This window comes from Microbacterium sp. LWO14-1.2 (assembly GCF_038397715.1).
In the GTDB taxonomy this organism is placed as follows: Bacteria; Actinomycetota; Actinomycetes; order Actinomycetales; family Microbacteriaceae; genus Microbacterium.
Window position 1 is genome coordinate 920,831 of sequence record NZ_CP151633.1, and the last position, 14,719, is coordinate 935,549.

Consider the following 14,719-nt stretch of genomic DNA (forward strand, 5'->3'; position numbering starts at 1 on the left):
TGGCACTCATGCAATGCGAGTGCCAGCGACGGCCGCCTGACCCGCGTCGGTCGGCCGCCTAAGCTGAGGGCGTGGAGATGTCGGAGTTGCGTGCACTGCTCACCCCGGAAGGGCTCGGGCTCCTCGACGATCTGGGCCCCGTGGACCAGGTGGCCGACGTCGCGCGGACCGTCTCGCGCCTGCGAGCGGCCGGCCACTCCCCCGATCTCGTCTCGGCCGTCGTCGGACAGGTGCGGCTGCGCGCCAGGGCGCACGCCAAGTTCGGCGACTTCGCCGACCGGATGCTGTTCACGCGCGCCGGGCTGGAGCAGGCGACGCGCCTCGGCGTCGCCGCGCGGCACGCGCAGCGACTCCGCCGCGCGGGGATGACGTCCGTGGCCGACCTCGGCTGCGGCATCGGCGGCGACGCGCTCGCGTTCGCCGGCGCGGGCCTCGACGTCCAGGCCGTCGACGCCGACGAGGTCACCGCCGCGATCGCCGCCTACAACCTCGCCCCTTTCGGCGAGTCCGCGCGCGTGCAGCACGGAACAGCGGAGGCGCACCTGCCGCAGGCGGCCGACGGACTCGCCGTCTGGATGGATCCCGCCCGGCGCACCTCCGGCCACAGCGAGACCAGGCGGGTGACCGCCGACGACTACTCGCCCTCGCTCGACTGGGCGTTCGCGGTCGCGGCCGAGCGCCCCACCGGCATCAAGCTCGGCCCCGGCCACGACCGCGACGCGCTGCCCGCCGACGCCGAGGCGCAGTGGGTCAGCGCCGACGGCAGCGTGGTGGAGCTCGTGCTCTGGACCGGCGCCCTCGCTCGCGAGGGCGTGCGCCGCGCCGCGCTCGTCATCCGCGGCGAGCGCTCGCACGAGCTGACCGCCGGAGCGGATGCCGAGGACGCCCCCGAACGCGAGCTCGGCGCGTTCCTGCACGAGCCGGACGGCGCCGTCATCCGCGCCCGCCTGATCGGCGACGTCGCGCGGAGCCTCGAGGCCGGGATGCTCGATCAGCGCATCGCCTACCTGACCTCCGACGCCGCCCTGACCAGCCCGTTCGTGCAGTCGTTCCGGGTGCGCGAGACGATGCCCGCGAATCCCAAGGCGATCAGCGCCGTCCTCCGCGCGCACGGCATCGGCACCGTCGAGATCAAGAAGCGCGGCATGGACGTCGACCCGGCCGCCTTCCGCAAGAAGCTCACGCTGCGCGGAGACGCCTCGGCGACGCTCATCCTCACGCGCATCGGCGACCACCGCCGCGCGATCCTCGCCGACCGCGTACCCCTTGCGGAGTAGTCAGCCGTCCCCCTCCGCGGGGATCTCGACGAGGATCGGATCCCCGTACTCGCCGCCGAGCTCGATCGACACGCCCTCCGCGTCGGCGGGCACCCCCTGCTCGATGGTCAGATACGGATTCATCCAGTTCGTGAACCGCACGTGCAGCGACCACGTCACGGTGGTGCCGTCGGCGGCCGTCTCGACGCTCAGCACCCGGATGTCGGCGGCGCTGTCCTGCGACGCCTGACAGGCGCCGGCCTCATCGGCGGCGTCGACGATCATGCAGCGCAGCATCCCGCCGCTCTGCGTGCCGTCGGCGGGCTTCTCGGCGATCCAGACCGGCCGGTCGTGGAAGTACCCCACGATCGACAGGCCGGGGAGGTACCCCTGGTCGACGAGCTCTTCCGCACGCTCGCGGTCCTGGCCGTCGAACTGGTCGAGCATCGAGTCCTGCGGCCGCCATCGCTGCACCCACGCCAGCGGCTCGCCCGTGGTGGCACGGGCGAGCACCGCCGACACCGACGCGCCGTACGCGTCCGCGGGATCGTCGGGATCGTCGACGGGTACCGACAGCGACACGCTCAGCGCCATGTCGTCGACGCCGTCGGTCGGCCGGCACTGCTCCGCAGAGGCCTCTCGGACGTCGAGGACCACGCACGTCTCGTCGGCGCCGTCGCGGGTCGCGTACCAGACGACCGCATCGTCGTCCTCGGTGACGAGGCGTACGGAGCCGTCGTCGTACTTCCCCTCGGCCTGCAGCTCGAGGCGTCGCTCCTGCTGTCCCGCGGTGAGCGCCGACTCCGCGCCCCTGGCACCGAACAGGGCCCACCCTGCGGCCACCCCGATGAGGAGCAGTGCAGCGGATGCCGCGACCGCGGCCTTCGCATGCGAACGCACCGCCGCGCCGAGCCCCGAGAGCACGGGGGCATCCGTCCCGCGCGGCTCCTCGGGCCCGTCCGAGGAGGGACCGGGGACGTCGCCCGCGGACTCGCGGCTGCCGGGCGCGGCATCCGTCATCTCGGGGGCGCCAGTGCCGGAGTCGCCTGTGCCGGAGGCGCCTGTGTCTGTGGCGCCTGTGTCTGAGGCGCCTGTGTCTGAGGCGCTCGGGTCTGTGGCGCCTGTGTCTGAGGCGCTCGCGTCCGAGGCCACCGTGTCGGAATCGGCGGTCTCGGAGTCGGGCGTCGTCTGAGCGCGAGGATCCGCGGCTGCGAGCGCGGCTTTCCGCAGCGTCTCCAGCTCGGTCAGTCGCCGCGCATCGGCATCCGTCAGCCCGCCTCCGCGGCCGTAGGCCCGCGCGAGAAGGGCTCGCCGCTCCGACTCGTCATCCGGACGCATCGTCCGCGCCTTTCGAGATCGTGAGGTACTGGCGGCCCATGCCGAGGTGGTACTCGAATCTGGTCGTGGATCCGTCGTCCGCGACGCGGTCCAGCACCAGCGCGAGTCCCTCCGGTGCGCTCCAGAGCCCGTCCACGCACGCCTGAAGCGGATCGGGCTGCGACCCGTCGTAGATCAGGCAGGCGCGCTGGGTGTTCTTCTCCGTGGCGAACCAGACGGGAACCTCGCCGTCGTACCCGACCACCGTGAGGGAGCGCTCATCGAATCCGGAGTCGCCGAGCCGCACGGCGATCTCCGCCTCGACCGGCGACGCGAACTGCACACCGCTGGACTGCGAGGAGGTGATGTAGTTGTAGGAGATGACGGCGGGGTCGCCGTCGACGGCGAGGTACATCTGCGCGTCCACGACGTTCTGCAGCTCGCCCTCTCCGGGCGACGTGATCGACGCGTACAGCCCCTGTGCGCGCACCTGTTCCTCCGTCGAGCACACCGGCGCGGAGCTCTGCCCGTCAGCGAGCACGAGACAGACGTTCTCGCCGCCCTTCTGCGTGGCGAACCAGATCACCACGCCCTCCTCCTCGCGAAGAGCGCGCAGCGACCCGGGGTCGTAGACGCCGGTCGCCACGAGTTCGCTCTGCCACTGCTGCTGCTCCGCCGTGAGGGCGATCGGCTCGGGGCCCCGGTCGGCGAACACGAGCCAGCCGATGAGCACCCCGAGGCAGACGAGCGCCGCGACCGAGGCCGCGACGACCGGCCAGCGACGGCGCAGCGCGCTCCGGACGGTGTCGGGGCGCGTCGGACGGTCGGATGCCGGTGCGACGGCGTCGCGCGGCGGCGCCGTCCCGTCGGGCTCGGTGCGGAGATCGTCGGGCGGCGTGGTGCGCAGCGGCACCGCGTCGATGAGGGGCTCAGGGCCGACGTCCCGTTCGCTCGCTGCCTCCGCCTCGGGCTGGGCCACCGGTGCCCGTGTGTCCTCGAGATGTCGAAGGCGGTCGGCGTCAGCATCGGTGAGCCCGCCGCCGCGACCGTAGGCGCGCGCCTGCAGGGCGCGCAGCTCCTCGATCTCGTCGGCGTGCAGCATCCGCTATCCGAGCCGCTCGAACTGCATGCCCGCCCAGACCAGCCACGCGAGGCTGTAGACCGTGGCGGCGAGGCCCAGCACGAGCGCCCACCGGGCGATCGCGCGGCTCTCGACGGGACGACGCAGCGACATGATCGCGGCGATGACCGCGACCACGGCGATCGGGATGCCCCACCCCACGAAGAACGACGCCCCCAGCGCGACGATCGCCGCCGTGAGCGCCCACGGCGCGAGGCGGGTGTCGTCGGCGGGTGCGGTGCCCGTCGACGGCTGCCAGTCGTCGTCGTGTCGGGGGTCATCGGCGATCGGACCCGTCGCGACCACAGGTTCCACGCTCACCGGTCCGGTGGGCAGCTTCGCGTAGCCGTCGCGGCGCGCTCCCGGCAGCCGGGCCGAACCCGCCGGACGTTCGACCTCGCCACTCGGCCCCTCGACCGTCGTGCGCGGGACGGGCCGTTCACCCGACGTCCCGTCCGAGGGCCCGCTGCGGGGCGGCAGGGAGGCGTCGGTCATGACGGCACCGGCACGCGCTCGGCCACCTGGATCTCGGTGACGGGCAGTGTCGAGTCCGCACCGAAGGCGAGCGTCGACGGACGACGACCCGACGAGATCAGCTCCGCGGCGAGCGCTGCGATCATGGCTCCGTTGTCGGTGCACAGCGACAGCGGGGGGATGCGCACCGTCACGCCTGCGGCCTCGGCGCGCGCCAGAGCGACCTCGCGCAGCCGTCGGTTGGCGATCACGCCGCCGCCGAGCAGCAGTCGCGGGACCCCGAGGTCGGCGCAGGCCGCGAGGGCCTTCGTGACGAGCACGTCGACGACTGCTTCCCGGAAGCTCGCCGCGACATCCGCGACGGGAACCGCGGTGCCCTCGGCCTCGCACCGTTCGACCCACCGCGCGACCGCGGTCTTCAGCCCGGAGAACGAGAAGTCGTAGCGGTGCTTCGCCATGTCGGACGCCCGCGAGAGCCCGCGCGGGAAGCGGATCGCGTCGGGGTCGCCGTCCACGGCCGCCCGGTCGATCTCCGGACCACCGGGGTACGGGAGCGACAGGAGCCGGGCGACCTTGTCGAACGCCTCCCCCGCGGCATCGTCCATGGTCTCGCCCAGCATCTCGACGTCGGTCGTGAGGTCGCGCACGTGCAGGAGCGAGGTGTGCCCGCCCGACACGAGCAGCGCGATGGTCGGGTACTCGAGCGGCTCGGACTCCGGGGTGAGGATGTCGGCGGCGATGTGCCCGACGAGGTGGTTCACGGCGTACAGCGGCTTGTCGAGCGACACCGCCAGTCCCTTCGCCGCGCCGACCCCGACCATCAGCGCACCCGCGAGCCCCGGACCGCTCGTCACAGCGACGGCGTCGAGGTCGTGCAGCGAGACCCCGGCCTCGGCGAGGGCCGCATCGATCGACGGCTGCAGCGCCTCGAGGTGTGCCCGCGCGGCGACCTCCGGCACGACGCCGCCGTAGCGGGCGTGCTCGTCCATGCTCGACGCGATCGTGTTCGACAGCAGCGTCCGACCGCGGACGATCCCGATCCCGGTCTCATCGCAGCTGGTCTCGATGCCCAGCACCAGGGGCTCGGTCATGCGGTGGCCTCCTCTGCGGCATCCGTCGCCGCGCCTCGCGCGTGCTGCAGCACGAGACGCATCACGATCGCATCCACGTCATCCGGCTGGTAGTAGCGGGGGCGCCGGCCGATCTCCTCGAACCCCTCGGACCGGTAGAGCCCCTCGGCGCCGGGGTTGTCGGCGCGGACTTCGAGGAACACCTCGCGGGCTCCCCGTTCGGCGGCCGTGTCGAGCAGAGCCCGCAGCAGTGCACGACCGCGACCGGCACCCCGGAACTCGGCGTCGAACGCGATGGTCTGGATGTCGGCATCGGCCGAGCCGCGCAGCGCCCGCACCCCGCCGTATCCGATCACCGTGCCCTCGTGCTCGTCGACCAGATAGAGCCCGTGCGGACTCGACAGCTCGAGCGCCATGGCCTCCTGGCTCCAGGCATCGGTCGGGAACGAGCGGTGCTCTATGGTCATGATGGCATCCAGGTCGTCGGCCGTCGCCGCGCGCAGGGTCACAGTCCGACCTTCTTCGGCGCGCCGGGCATCGTGACATCGGGATGCCGCATGTACAGCGGCTCGTCGCCCGCGAGAGTGCGTCCGGCGCGCAGAGCTCGCGCCCCGACGACGGCGAGGTCGGCGGCCGACAGCGTCGCCACCTCCATCGCGCGCACCCCGTCGAGCACGGAGTCGAGCTCGACGCGCGGCACCAGAACGGTGTCGGCGGTGATTCGCGGGATGCCGTCGGCATCCGTCCCGTCGAAGACCGTCACGGCCACCTCGCGGCGCCGCGCGTCGGTCACGATCGCGAAGGGGCCGGTCACCGCATCCGTCTCGATCGAGCGCAGAGCCGGGGCGAAGTGACTCGGGATGGGTGCGACCGGGATGCCGCGGCCCAGTGCGAACGTGCGCGCGGCGGCGATGCCGATGCGGAGGCCCGTGAACGGTCCCGGCCCCATGCCGGCGACGACGTGGGTCACGGGAGCCGCGCCCGTGTCGTCGATCACGCGGTGCAGCAGGTCGCCGATGACCTCGGCGTGGCCGAGCGGATCGGCGGTCGACGCCTCGGAGCGGACGCCGTCGTCGCCGACGACCGCGACGGCAGTACCCAGGGAGGTGTCGACGGCGAGGATCACCCCTCCAGGGTAGTCGCCCCTCCGTCGACGGTCCCTGAGCGCGACGCGCGGGTGATCGTCACGTGTCGCGGGGCGTCGGCATCGAGCTCCGACGGGTCGAGGTCGTCTTCGCCGTCGGCACCGACCGGCCGCTCGAGCTCGATGTCCCACCAGCTGTCCGCGAGCTCCTCGGCCATTCCCCGACCCCACTCGATGACGACGACGGAGCGGGTGAGGTCCAGGTCGAGGTCCTCCAGCTCCGCGCCCGAGCCGAGCCGGTACGCGTCGACGTGCACGAGCGGCGCGCGACCGACGAGGGACGGATGCGTGCGCGCGATGACGAAGGTCGGGCTCTGCACCGGCCCCCGCACCCCCAGCCCCTCGGCGAGGCCTCGGGTGAACGTCGTCTTGCCCGCGCCCAGCGGGCCGGTGAGGATCAGCAGGTCGCCGGCCTCCAGCTTCTCGCCGATACGGTGGCCGAGCTGCTCCATCGCGTCGGAGGTCTCGATGTCGTGGCGTCCGAGGAGCGCCGGATCGACGCTCACGACGACCTCCGCGGCACGCGGGCGCCGATGCGGGTGACGATCTCGTAGTTGATGGTGGAGGCCGCGTTCGCCCACTCCGCAGCCGACGGCACCCCCAGGGTCGGATCGCCGAACAGCACGACCTCGTCGCCGATCGACACCGCCGCGTCGCCGACGTCGACGACGAACTGGTCCATCGCGATGCGGCCGACGTTCGTGTAGCGGCGTCCGTTGATCGACACCGGCAGGCGCCCCGACGCGTGCCGCGGCACCCCGTCGGCATACCCGAGGGGCACGAGCACGAGAGTCGTGTCGTGCGGAGCGCGGTGGTCGTAGCCGTAGGAGACCCCGGCTCCCGCTGGTACCCGTCGGACGGCCGCGACCGCGCCGCGCAGGGTCATCGCGGGACGGAGGCCGAGCTCCGCCGACGACCGGTCCTCGAAGGGCGAGAGCCCGTAGATGCCGACACCGACGCGCACGGCATCGAGTCGCATCTCGGGCAGGTCGATGGCCGCCGCGGTCGCGGCGATGTGACGGATCTCGGGGTGGATGCCGAACGACGCGGCGAGGGCGACGCCCTCCTCGAAGCGCGCGAGTGCTTCCCGGTCGTCCTGCGGGGAGGTGTTGGAGAGGTGGCTGAAAAGCCCGACGATGCGCAGTCGCCCGATGCGCTCGAGCCGCGCGGCCTCGGCGAGCACGCGGCGCCAGTCGGCCGGAGCGATGCCGTTGCGCGAGAGGCCGGTCTCGAACTTCAGGTGCACGCCGACCGGACGGTCGACGCTCGCCGCCGTGCCTGCGGCCTCGAGCTGGTCGAACGACGAGATACCGAGCTCGATGTCATGCTCGGCAGCGTGCTCGAACCGCTCCCCCGGCGCGTGCAGCCACGCCATGATGGGGGCCGTGATGCCCTGGCGCCGCAGTTCCAGCGCCTCGGGGATCTCGGCCACGCCGAGACGCGTCGCCCCACCGGCGAGGGCGGCGACGGCGGCGGCCGCCGCACCGTGCCCGTAGGCGTTCGCCTTGACGACCGCGATGACCTGCACCCCCGTGAGACGGCGGAAGTGCCGGACGTTGTCGCTGATGGCATCCAGTTCGATCCTGGCCTCGCGGAACGGTGCGCTCACAGGGGGTCTCCTTCCGCGACGACGAACGCCGCGGCGAGTCCCGCGTCGTGGGTGAGGGTCAGGTGCAGACGGCTGATGCCGCGCTCGGCGACGACCTCGGCCGTGGTGCCGGAGAGTACGAAATGCGGGCGCCCGGACGCCTCCGAGGCGATCTCGATCTCGGTCCAGTGCACACCGTCCGACCCGCCCAGCGTTTTGATCAGCGCCTCTTTCGCGGCGAAGCGCGCGGCCAGTGACGGCAGGCGCAAGGGGCGCTCGGCGGGGGCGAACAGCCGCTCGCGCAGCCGCGGAGTGCGCTCGAGAGTGCGCTCGAACCGCGGGATGTCGACGAGGTCGATGCCGGTCCCGATGATCACCTGTTCAGCCTAGTCGCGGGCCGCCCCGGCGCCGCCCGCGCGGCCGACGTTCTCCGCGCGGCTGGCCGGATGGTCAGGTCCAGCCAGCCGGATCGGAGGTCGTCAGCCGGTCGCGCGCGGAGGGCTACTCGACCGTGACGGACTTCGCGAGGTTGCGGGGCTGGTCGACGTCGAGACCCTTCGCGGTGGCGAGAGCCATCGCGAAGATCTGCAGCGGCACGACGGCGAGCAGCGGCTCGAACATCGGACCGGCGAGCGGGATGTGGATGACCTCGTCGGCGAACGGCAGCACGGCGGCGTCGCCCTCTTCGGCCACCACGATGACCCGGGCACCGCGGGCGCGGATCTCCTGGATGTTCGACACGACCTTGGAGTGCACCAGGGCGGAGTGCCGCGGCGACGGCACGAGCACGAAGACGGGCTGCCCAGGCTCGATCAGCGCGATCGGCCCGTGCTTGAGCTCGCCGGCGGCGAAGCCCTCGGCGTGGATGTAGGAGATCTCCTTGAGCTTGAGCGCACCCTCGAGGGCGATCGGGTAGCCGACGTGACGACCGAGGAACAGCACCGAGCGGGTGTCGGCCATCCAGCCGGCCAGCTGCGAGACGTGGTCGTTCTCGGTCTCGAGCACCTTGGCGATCTTCTCCGGCAGGGCGGCGAGCTCCGCGACGTCGACCGACGCATCGGTGACCGAACCGCGGACACGACCCATGTGCAGCCCGAGCAGCAGCAGAGCGGTGATCTGCGCGGAGAACGCCTTGGTCGAGGCGACGGCGACCTCGGGACCGGCGTGCGTGTAGACCACGGCGTCCGACTCCCGCGGAATCGTCGCGCCCTGGGTGTTGCAGACCGACAGCGTGCGGGCGCCCCGCTCGCGCGCGTACTTCACGGCCATGAGCGTGTCCATGGTCTCGCCCGACTGGCTGATCGACACGACGAGCGTGTCGTCGCCGATCACCGGGTCGCGGTAACGGAACTCGTGCGCGAGCTCGACGTCGACAGGCACGCGCGCCCACTGCTCGATCGCGTACTTGCCGACGAGCGCCGCGTACGAGGCGGTGCCGCACGCGGTGATGATCACGCGGTTGATGCCGGTGAACAGGTCGTCGAGTCCGTCGAGCTCCGGGATGACCACCTGATCGCCCTGGATGCGGCCGCGGATGGTGTTCGCGACGGCCTCGGGCTGCTCGGCGACCTCCTTGGCCATGAAGCTCGACCATCCGCCCTTCTCGGCGGCTGCGGCATCCCACGACACGTCGAAGGGCTCCGCCTCGACCGGCGTTCCGGCGAAGTCGGTGACGGTCACCGCGTCCGGCGTGATCGAGACGATCTGGTCCTGGCCGATCGCGAGTGCCTTGCGGGTGTGCTCGACGAACGCGGCGACGTCGGAGCCGAGGAAGTTCTCGCCCTCCCCGAGGCCGATCACGAGCGGCGAGTTGCGCCGAGCGCCGACGACGAGTCCGGGGTGGTCCTGGTGCATCGCGAGCAGGGTGAACGCACCCTCGAGGCGGTTCACCACGGAGCGGAAGGCGAGCTGCAGGTCGCCGCCATTGCTGCGGTACTCACGGCCGAGCAGGGCCGCGGCCACCTCGGTGTCGGTCTCGCTGCGGAACGACACCCCGTCGGCCGCGAGCTCGTCGCGCAGGGTCGCGAAGTTCTCGATGATCCCGTTGTGGATCAGGGCGAGGCGGTCGTCGTCCGCGAGGTGCGGGTGGGCGTTGACATCGGTCGGGCCGCCGTGGGTCGCCCAGCGGGTGTGACCGATGCCGGTGCTGCCGTCGGGCAGCGCGGCGTCGGCGAGCGAGTCGCGCAGCGCCGACAGCTTGCCGGCCTTCTTGCGCATGCCGAGCGAACCGTCCTCATCGATGACGGCGACGCCGGCCGAGTCGTAGCCGCGGTACTCGAGGCGGGCGAGGCCCGCGAGAAGGATGTCCTGGCTGGGCCGCGGGCCCACGTATCCGACGATTCCACACATGAGATACAGAGTAAGCGCCGCATTTTGCGAAGGTTCCGAACGAACCCACGCACCCGCGCCACCACGCGGAAGCCGACGATCAGAGCTTGCGGAGGAGCACGCTCTCGACGCTGTGGTCCGCACCCTTGTTCAGCACGAGGCGGGCCCGGTGCTTGGTCGGCATGACGTTCTCCACGAGGTTCGGCATGTTGATCTCGTTCCAGTAGCCCAGAGCCGTCGTGATCGCCTCGTCGTCGGTGAGGTGCGCGAAGACGTTGAAGTATGACGAGGGGTTCGAGAACGCTCCCTGGCGCAGGGCGAGGAACCGGTCCACGTACCACTTCTCGATGTGCGAGGTGTCGGCGTCGACGAAGATCGAGAAGTCGAACAGGTCGCTCACCGCGACGTCGTTCGGGGCGGGCGGCGGCTGCAGCACGTTGAGCCCCTCGACGATGACGACGTCCGGGCGGCGCACGACGACGTGGGCGTCCGGCACGATGTCGTATCGCATGTGCGAGTAGAACGGGGCACGGACCTCGGCAGCCCCGCTCTTGACCTCGGTGAGGAACTCGATGAGCGAGCGGCGATCGTACGACTCCGGGAAGCCCTTGCGCTCCATGAGACCGCGCCGCTCGAGTTCGGCGTTGGGATAGAGGAAGCCGTCGGTGGTGACGAGTTCCACCCGAGGCGTCCCCGGCCACCGGCTCATCAGCTCGCGCAGCAGGCGCGCGATGGTCGATTTGCCCACCGCGACCGATCCCGCGACGCCGACGACGAACGGCGTGGTCGAGTCGTCCTCCTGCAGGAAGTCGCTCGTCGCGGCGCCGAGGCGCTTGGTGGCCGTGGCGTAGAGGCTGAGCAGACGGCTCAGCGGCAGGTACACCTCGCTGACCTCGGTGAGGTCGAGTCGGTCGCCGATGCCGCGAAGCTCGACGACCTCGGTCTCGGTGAGCGGCTGATCGAGGCCTGCGGCGAGCCTCGCCCACTCCTGGCGCCCGATCTCGCGGTACGGAGACAGCGGCAGCGCGGGGTCGACGGTGGTCACCGCACCATCGTATCGGGGCGCGGGTAGTCTCTTCCCGTGCGCCTGGGAGTCCTCGACATCGGATCCAACACCGTCCACATGCTGGCGGCCGACGTGCGCGCGGGCGGACGCCCGCTCGCGACGACCAGCGACAGGACGGTGCTGCGCCTCATGCGCTATCTCACCGACGACGGAGCGATCTCAGACGACGGTGTCCGAGCGCTCGTCGACGCGGTGCGCCGCGCCCGCCGCGTCGCCGAGGAGGAGCGCGTCGACGAACTGCTCGCGACCGCCACGAGCGCGGTGCGGGACGCGACGAACGGCGCCGAGGTGATCGCCCGCATCGAGGACGCGCTGGGTCAGCCGCTGCAGGTCCTCGACGGCGAGACCGAGGCCGAGCTGACCTTCCTCGCCGTACGTCGTTGGTTCGGGTGGTCGGCCGGCCAGATCCTGCTGCTCGACATCGGCGGCGGGTCGCTCGAGATCGCCGCGGGCGGGGAGGAACTGCCGGATGCCGCGGCATCCGTCCCGCTGGGGGCGGGCCGCATGACCGTCCAGTTCCTGCCGAGCGATCCGCCGGGCGAGGACGATGTCGAACGTCTGCGCACGCATGCCGCAGCAACGGTGGATGCCGTGCTCCCCCGATTCGCGGCGCTGCCCCGACCCGACCACGTGGTCGGCTCGTCGAAGGCGATCCGCTCGCTCGCGAAGCTCGTCGGCTACCCGGTCCCTGGATGGTCGGGGTCGGAGCGGATGCTGCTCCCCCGCGCCGCGCTCGGCTCGTGGATCCCCCGGCTCGCGCGCCTTCCCGCGTCCGCCCGCCAGGAACTGCCGGGCATCACCGCGGATCGCACCTTCCAGATCGTCGCGGCGGCCGTGGCGCTGCACGCGGCGATGTCGGCGCTCGACGTCGACGAGCTCGAGGTGTCGCCGTGGGCGCTCCGCGAGGGCGTGCTGCTGCGCTACATCGAGCAGCTGGGTCAGGGCCGGCCCTGACCCAGCTGCTCTCTGACCTGAGGTCAGAGTGCGAGGCGTTCGCGCACCACGTCGGCGAGACGATCGGCGTAGGACTGCGCCGATTCGGGGTCGGCTGCTTCGACCATGACGCGCACGAGAGGCTCGGTACCCGACTTGCGCAGCAGGACGCGTCCGGTGTCGCCGAGCTCGGCTTCGACCTCGCGGATCGCCGCCTGAACGACGTCGTCGGAGCCGACCGCGTCCTTGTCGACGTCGCGCACGTTGATGAGCACCTGCGGGTACACGGTCATGACGCTCGCCAGTTCCGCGATGGACTTGTTCTGGCGGGCCATCTCGGCCACGAGGTGCAGACCGGTGAGCAGGCCGTCGCCTGTCGTCGCGAAGTCGCTCATGATGACGTGCCCGGACTGTTCGCCGCCGAGCGCGTAGCCGCCCTCGTTCATGTCCTCGAGCACATAGCGGTCGCCCACCGCCGTCTGACGCACGGTGATGCCGTGCTCGCGCATGGCGAGGTGCAGACCGAGGTTGCTCATGACCGTCGCGACGAGGGTGTCGTCGGTCAGGTGGCCGCGCTCCTTCATCGACACGGCGAGGATCGCCATGATCTGATCGCCGTCGATGACGTTGCCCTGCGCGTCGACGGCGAGGCAGCGATCGGCGTCTCCGTCGTGCGCGATGCCGATGTCGGCTCCGAGCCGGACGACGGCCTCTGCCAGGTTGTCGAGGTGGGTCGAACCGACGCCGTCGTTGATGTTCCAGCCGTCGGGGTCGGCGCCGATGACGGTGACCTCGGCTCCGGCATCGCGGAACGTCTCCGGCGAGACGCCGGAGGCCGCGCCGTGGGCGCAGTCGAGCACGACCTTGATGCCGTTCAGGCGGTTCGGCAGCGACCCGAGCAGGTGCACGACGTAACGGTCCTCGGCGTCGGAGAATCGGATGATCCGGCCGACGCCGGCGCCGGTCGGTCGCAGCATCTCGCCGGCCATCGCCGCCTCGATGCGCTGCTCGACCTCGTCGGGCAGCTTGCGTCCGCCGCGGGCGAAGATCTTGATGCCGTTGTCGGGCGCGGCGTTGTGCGACGCCGAGATCATCACACCGAAATCGGCGTCACGATCGGCGACGAGGAACGCGAGCGCGGGGGTCGGGATGACTCCGGCCTCGAGCACGTCGACACCGGAGGACGCGAGACCCGCGGACACCGCGGCCTCGAGGAAGTGGCCAGAGACCCGAGGGTCGCGGGCGACCACTGCGGTGAGTCGCTTGCCTTCGGCTTTGCGAGCCTCCGCAGTACGGCCCTGGCCCAGGACGACAGCAGTCGCCTGGGCCAGGGTGAGCGCCAGGTCGGCGGTGAGGATGCCGTTGGCAAGTCCTCGCACGCCGTCCGTGCCAAAGATCGGCATCGGAGCAGTGGACCTTAACGCTTGGAGTACTGAGGCGCCTTACGGGCCTTCTTGAGTCCGGCCTTCTTGCGCTCCTTGACGCGAGCGTCGCGCGACAGGAAGCCGGCCTTCTTCAGGGTCGGACGGTTGTTCTCGACGTCGATGCCGTTGAGGGCACGAGCGATGCCGAGACGCAGCGCGCCGGCCTGACCCGAGGGGCCACCACCGGAGATGCGCGCGATGACGTCGTAGCCGCCCGCGAGGTTGAGGACCGTGAACGGGTCGTTGATCAGCTGCTGGTGCAGCTTGTTCGGGAAGTAGTCCTCGAGCGTACGGCCGTTGACCGTGATCGTTCCCGAACCGGGGACGAGGCGCACGCGGGCGATGGCCTGCTTGCGACGGCCGACAGCGGCACCCGGGACGCTGAGCACGGGGCGGGGGGCCGCCTCGACAGCGTCGCTCTCGGGGGTCGAGGTCGAGAAGTTCTGGAGGTTTTCGGTGGAGTCCTGGATGTCAGCCACGAGTATGTCCTTAGTCTGTACGGCGCTTACTGGGCGACCTGGTCGAGGGTGTACGGCTGGGGCTGCTGCGCGGCGTGCGGGTGCTCGCCACCCGTGTACACCTTGAGCTTCGACAGCTGCTGACGGCCGAGGCTGTTCTTGGGGAGCATGCCACGGATGGCCTTCTCCACAGCGCGGACCGGGTTCTTCTCGAGCAGCTCGGCGTAGTTGACGGCCTTGAGACCACCCGGGTAGCCCGAGTGACGGTAGGCGATCTTCTTCTGGAGCTTCTGACCGGTGAGCGCGACCTTGTCGGCGTTCACGATGATGACGAAGTCACCCGAGTCGATGTGGTTGGCGAAGGTCGGCTTGTGCTTGCCGCGCAGGAGCGCTGCGGCGTGCGAGGCCAGGCGGCCGAGAACGACGTCGGTGGCGTCGATGACGACCCAGTCGCGCTGGACTTCGCCAGCCTTGGGAGTGAAAGTGCGCGTCACGATAGTGCTGCTTTCTTGTTCGAACGGAGAGGTTCGTGAATCCCACT

Annotated in this window: 16 protein-coding genes; 2 read left to right on the top strand and 14 right to left on the bottom strand. The window is 71.2% G+C overall.

The features are described 5' to 3' along the window. Positions 1 to 71 precede the first annotated feature (71 nt). Positions 72 to 1,277, top strand: a complete 1,206-nt coding sequence (locus MRBLWO14_RS04385; RefSeq protein WP_341935242.1) for a class I SAM-dependent methyltransferase — start codon at positions 72 to 74, stop codon at positions 1,275 to 1,277. Here the strand turns inward: MRBLWO14_RS04385 and MRBLWO14_RS04390 are convergent, their stop codons facing one another. The 11 genes from MRBLWO14_RS04390 to coaA all read right to left on the bottom strand — a co-directional run bounded on the left by MRBLWO14_RS04390 (position 1,278) and on the right by coaA (position 11,342). Next, on the bottom strand, positions 1,278 to 2,594 hold the full coding sequence (locus MRBLWO14_RS04390) for a hypothetical protein (RefSeq protein WP_341935243.1): 1,317 nt from the start codon (positions 2,592 to 2,594) through the stop codon (positions 1,278 to 1,280). Beyond that, positions 2,581 to 3,675, bottom strand: coding sequence for a hypothetical protein (locus tag MRBLWO14_RS04395; RefSeq protein ID WP_341935244.1), 1,095 nt, complete (start codon positions 3,673 to 3,675; stop codon positions 2,581 to 2,583). The genes MRBLWO14_RS04390 and MRBLWO14_RS04395 overlap by 14 nt, the downstream gene beginning before the upstream one ends. 3 nt (positions 3,676 to 3,678) lie before the next feature. Beyond that, positions 3,679 to 4,188 carry a hypothetical protein gene (locus tag MRBLWO14_RS04400; protein WP_341935245.1) on the bottom strand — a complete coding sequence of 170 codons (510 nt, stop codon included), beginning with the start codon at positions 4,186 to 4,188 and terminating at the stop codon, positions 3,679 to 3,681. Further along, complete coding sequence (gene tsaD / locus MRBLWO14_RS04405) at positions 4,185 to 5,258, bottom strand: tRNA (adenosine(37)-N6)-threonylcarbamoyltransferase complex transferase subunit TsaD (protein WP_341935246.1); 1,074 nt, start codon at positions 5,256 to 5,258, stop codon at positions 4,185 to 4,187. Before tsaD ends, MRBLWO14_RS04400 begins: the two co-directional genes overlap by 4 nt. Beyond that, complete coding sequence (gene rimI / locus MRBLWO14_RS04410) at positions 5,255 to 5,746, bottom strand: ribosomal protein S18-alanine N-acetyltransferase (protein WP_341935247.1); 492 nt, start codon at positions 5,744 to 5,746, stop codon at positions 5,255 to 5,257. The genes tsaD and rimI overlap by 4 nt, the downstream gene beginning before the upstream one ends. Further along, positions 5,743 to 6,363 carry a tRNA (adenosine(37)-N6)-threonylcarbamoyltransferase complex dimerization subunit type 1 TsaB gene (gene tsaB, locus MRBLWO14_RS04415; protein WP_341935248.1) on the bottom strand — a complete coding sequence of 207 codons (621 nt, stop codon included), beginning with the start codon at positions 6,361 to 6,363 and terminating at the stop codon, positions 5,743 to 5,745. Before tsaB ends, rimI begins: the two co-directional genes overlap by 4 nt. Next, positions 6,360 to 6,833 carry a tRNA (adenosine(37)-N6)-threonylcarbamoyltransferase complex ATPase subunit type 1 TsaE gene (gene tsaE, locus MRBLWO14_RS04420; RefSeq protein WP_341936162.1) on the bottom strand — a complete coding sequence of 158 codons (474 nt, stop codon included), beginning with the start codon at positions 6,831 to 6,833 and terminating at the stop codon, positions 6,360 to 6,362. Before tsaE ends, tsaB begins: the two co-directional genes overlap by 4 nt. Positions 6,834 to 6,883: 50 nt before the next feature. Continuing rightward, on the bottom strand, positions 6,884 to 7,990 hold the full coding sequence (gene alr / locus MRBLWO14_RS04425; protein WP_341935249.1) for an alanine racemase: 1,107 nt from the start codon (positions 7,988 to 7,990) through the stop codon (positions 6,884 to 6,886). Continuing rightward, positions 7,987 to 8,346: a holo-ACP synthase gene (locus MRBLWO14_RS04430; RefSeq protein ID WP_341935250.1), complete on the bottom strand. Its 360-nt coding sequence runs from the start codon at positions 8,344 to 8,346 to the stop codon at positions 7,987 to 7,989. Before MRBLWO14_RS04430 ends, alr begins: the two co-directional genes overlap by 4 nt. 124 nt (positions 8,347 to 8,470) lie before the next feature. Next, complete coding sequence (gene glmS, locus MRBLWO14_RS04435; RefSeq protein WP_341935251.1) at positions 8,471 to 10,318, bottom strand: glutamine--fructose-6-phosphate transaminase (isomerizing); 1,848 nt, start codon at positions 10,316 to 10,318, stop codon at positions 8,471 to 8,473. Positions 10,319 to 10,397: 79 nt separating this feature from the next. After that, a complete protein-coding gene (gene coaA, locus MRBLWO14_RS04440; protein WP_341935252.1) occupies positions 10,398 to 11,342 on the bottom strand; it encodes a type I pantothenate kinase in 945 nt (314 codons plus the stop codon). Positions 11,343 to 11,378: 36 nt separating this feature from the next. Here coaA and MRBLWO14_RS04445 point away from each other — a divergent pair, with 36 nt between their 5' ends. Continuing rightward, positions 11,379 to 12,317 carry a Ppx/GppA family phosphatase gene (locus MRBLWO14_RS04445; protein WP_341935253.1) on the top strand — a complete coding sequence of 313 codons (939 nt, stop codon included), beginning with the start codon at positions 11,379 to 11,381 and terminating at the stop codon, positions 12,315 to 12,317. Positions 12,318 to 12,340: 23 nt separating this feature from the next. On the opposite strand, the gene glmM is transcribed toward MRBLWO14_RS04445, so the two are convergent. From glmM to rplM, 3 genes are read right to left on the bottom strand one after another with little or no spacing between them, the layout of a single operon-like run. Next, positions 12,341 to 13,699, bottom strand: coding sequence for a phosphoglucosamine mutase (gene glmM, locus MRBLWO14_RS04450; RefSeq protein ID WP_341935254.1), 1,359 nt, complete (start codon positions 13,697 to 13,699; stop codon positions 12,341 to 12,343). A gap of 14 nt (positions 13,700 to 13,713) precedes the next feature. Next, positions 13,714 to 14,199, bottom strand: a complete 486-nt coding sequence (rpsI, locus tag MRBLWO14_RS04455; RefSeq protein ID WP_096714316.1) for a 30S ribosomal protein S9 — start codon at positions 14,197 to 14,199, stop codon at positions 13,714 to 13,716. Between the two features lie 26 nt (positions 14,200 to 14,225). After that, entirely contained in the window at positions 14,226 to 14,672 is a 447-nt protein-coding gene (gene rplM, locus MRBLWO14_RS04460) for a 50S ribosomal protein L13 (RefSeq protein WP_096714317.1), read from the bottom strand. Between the last annotated feature and the right edge of the window lie 47 nt (positions 14,673 to 14,719).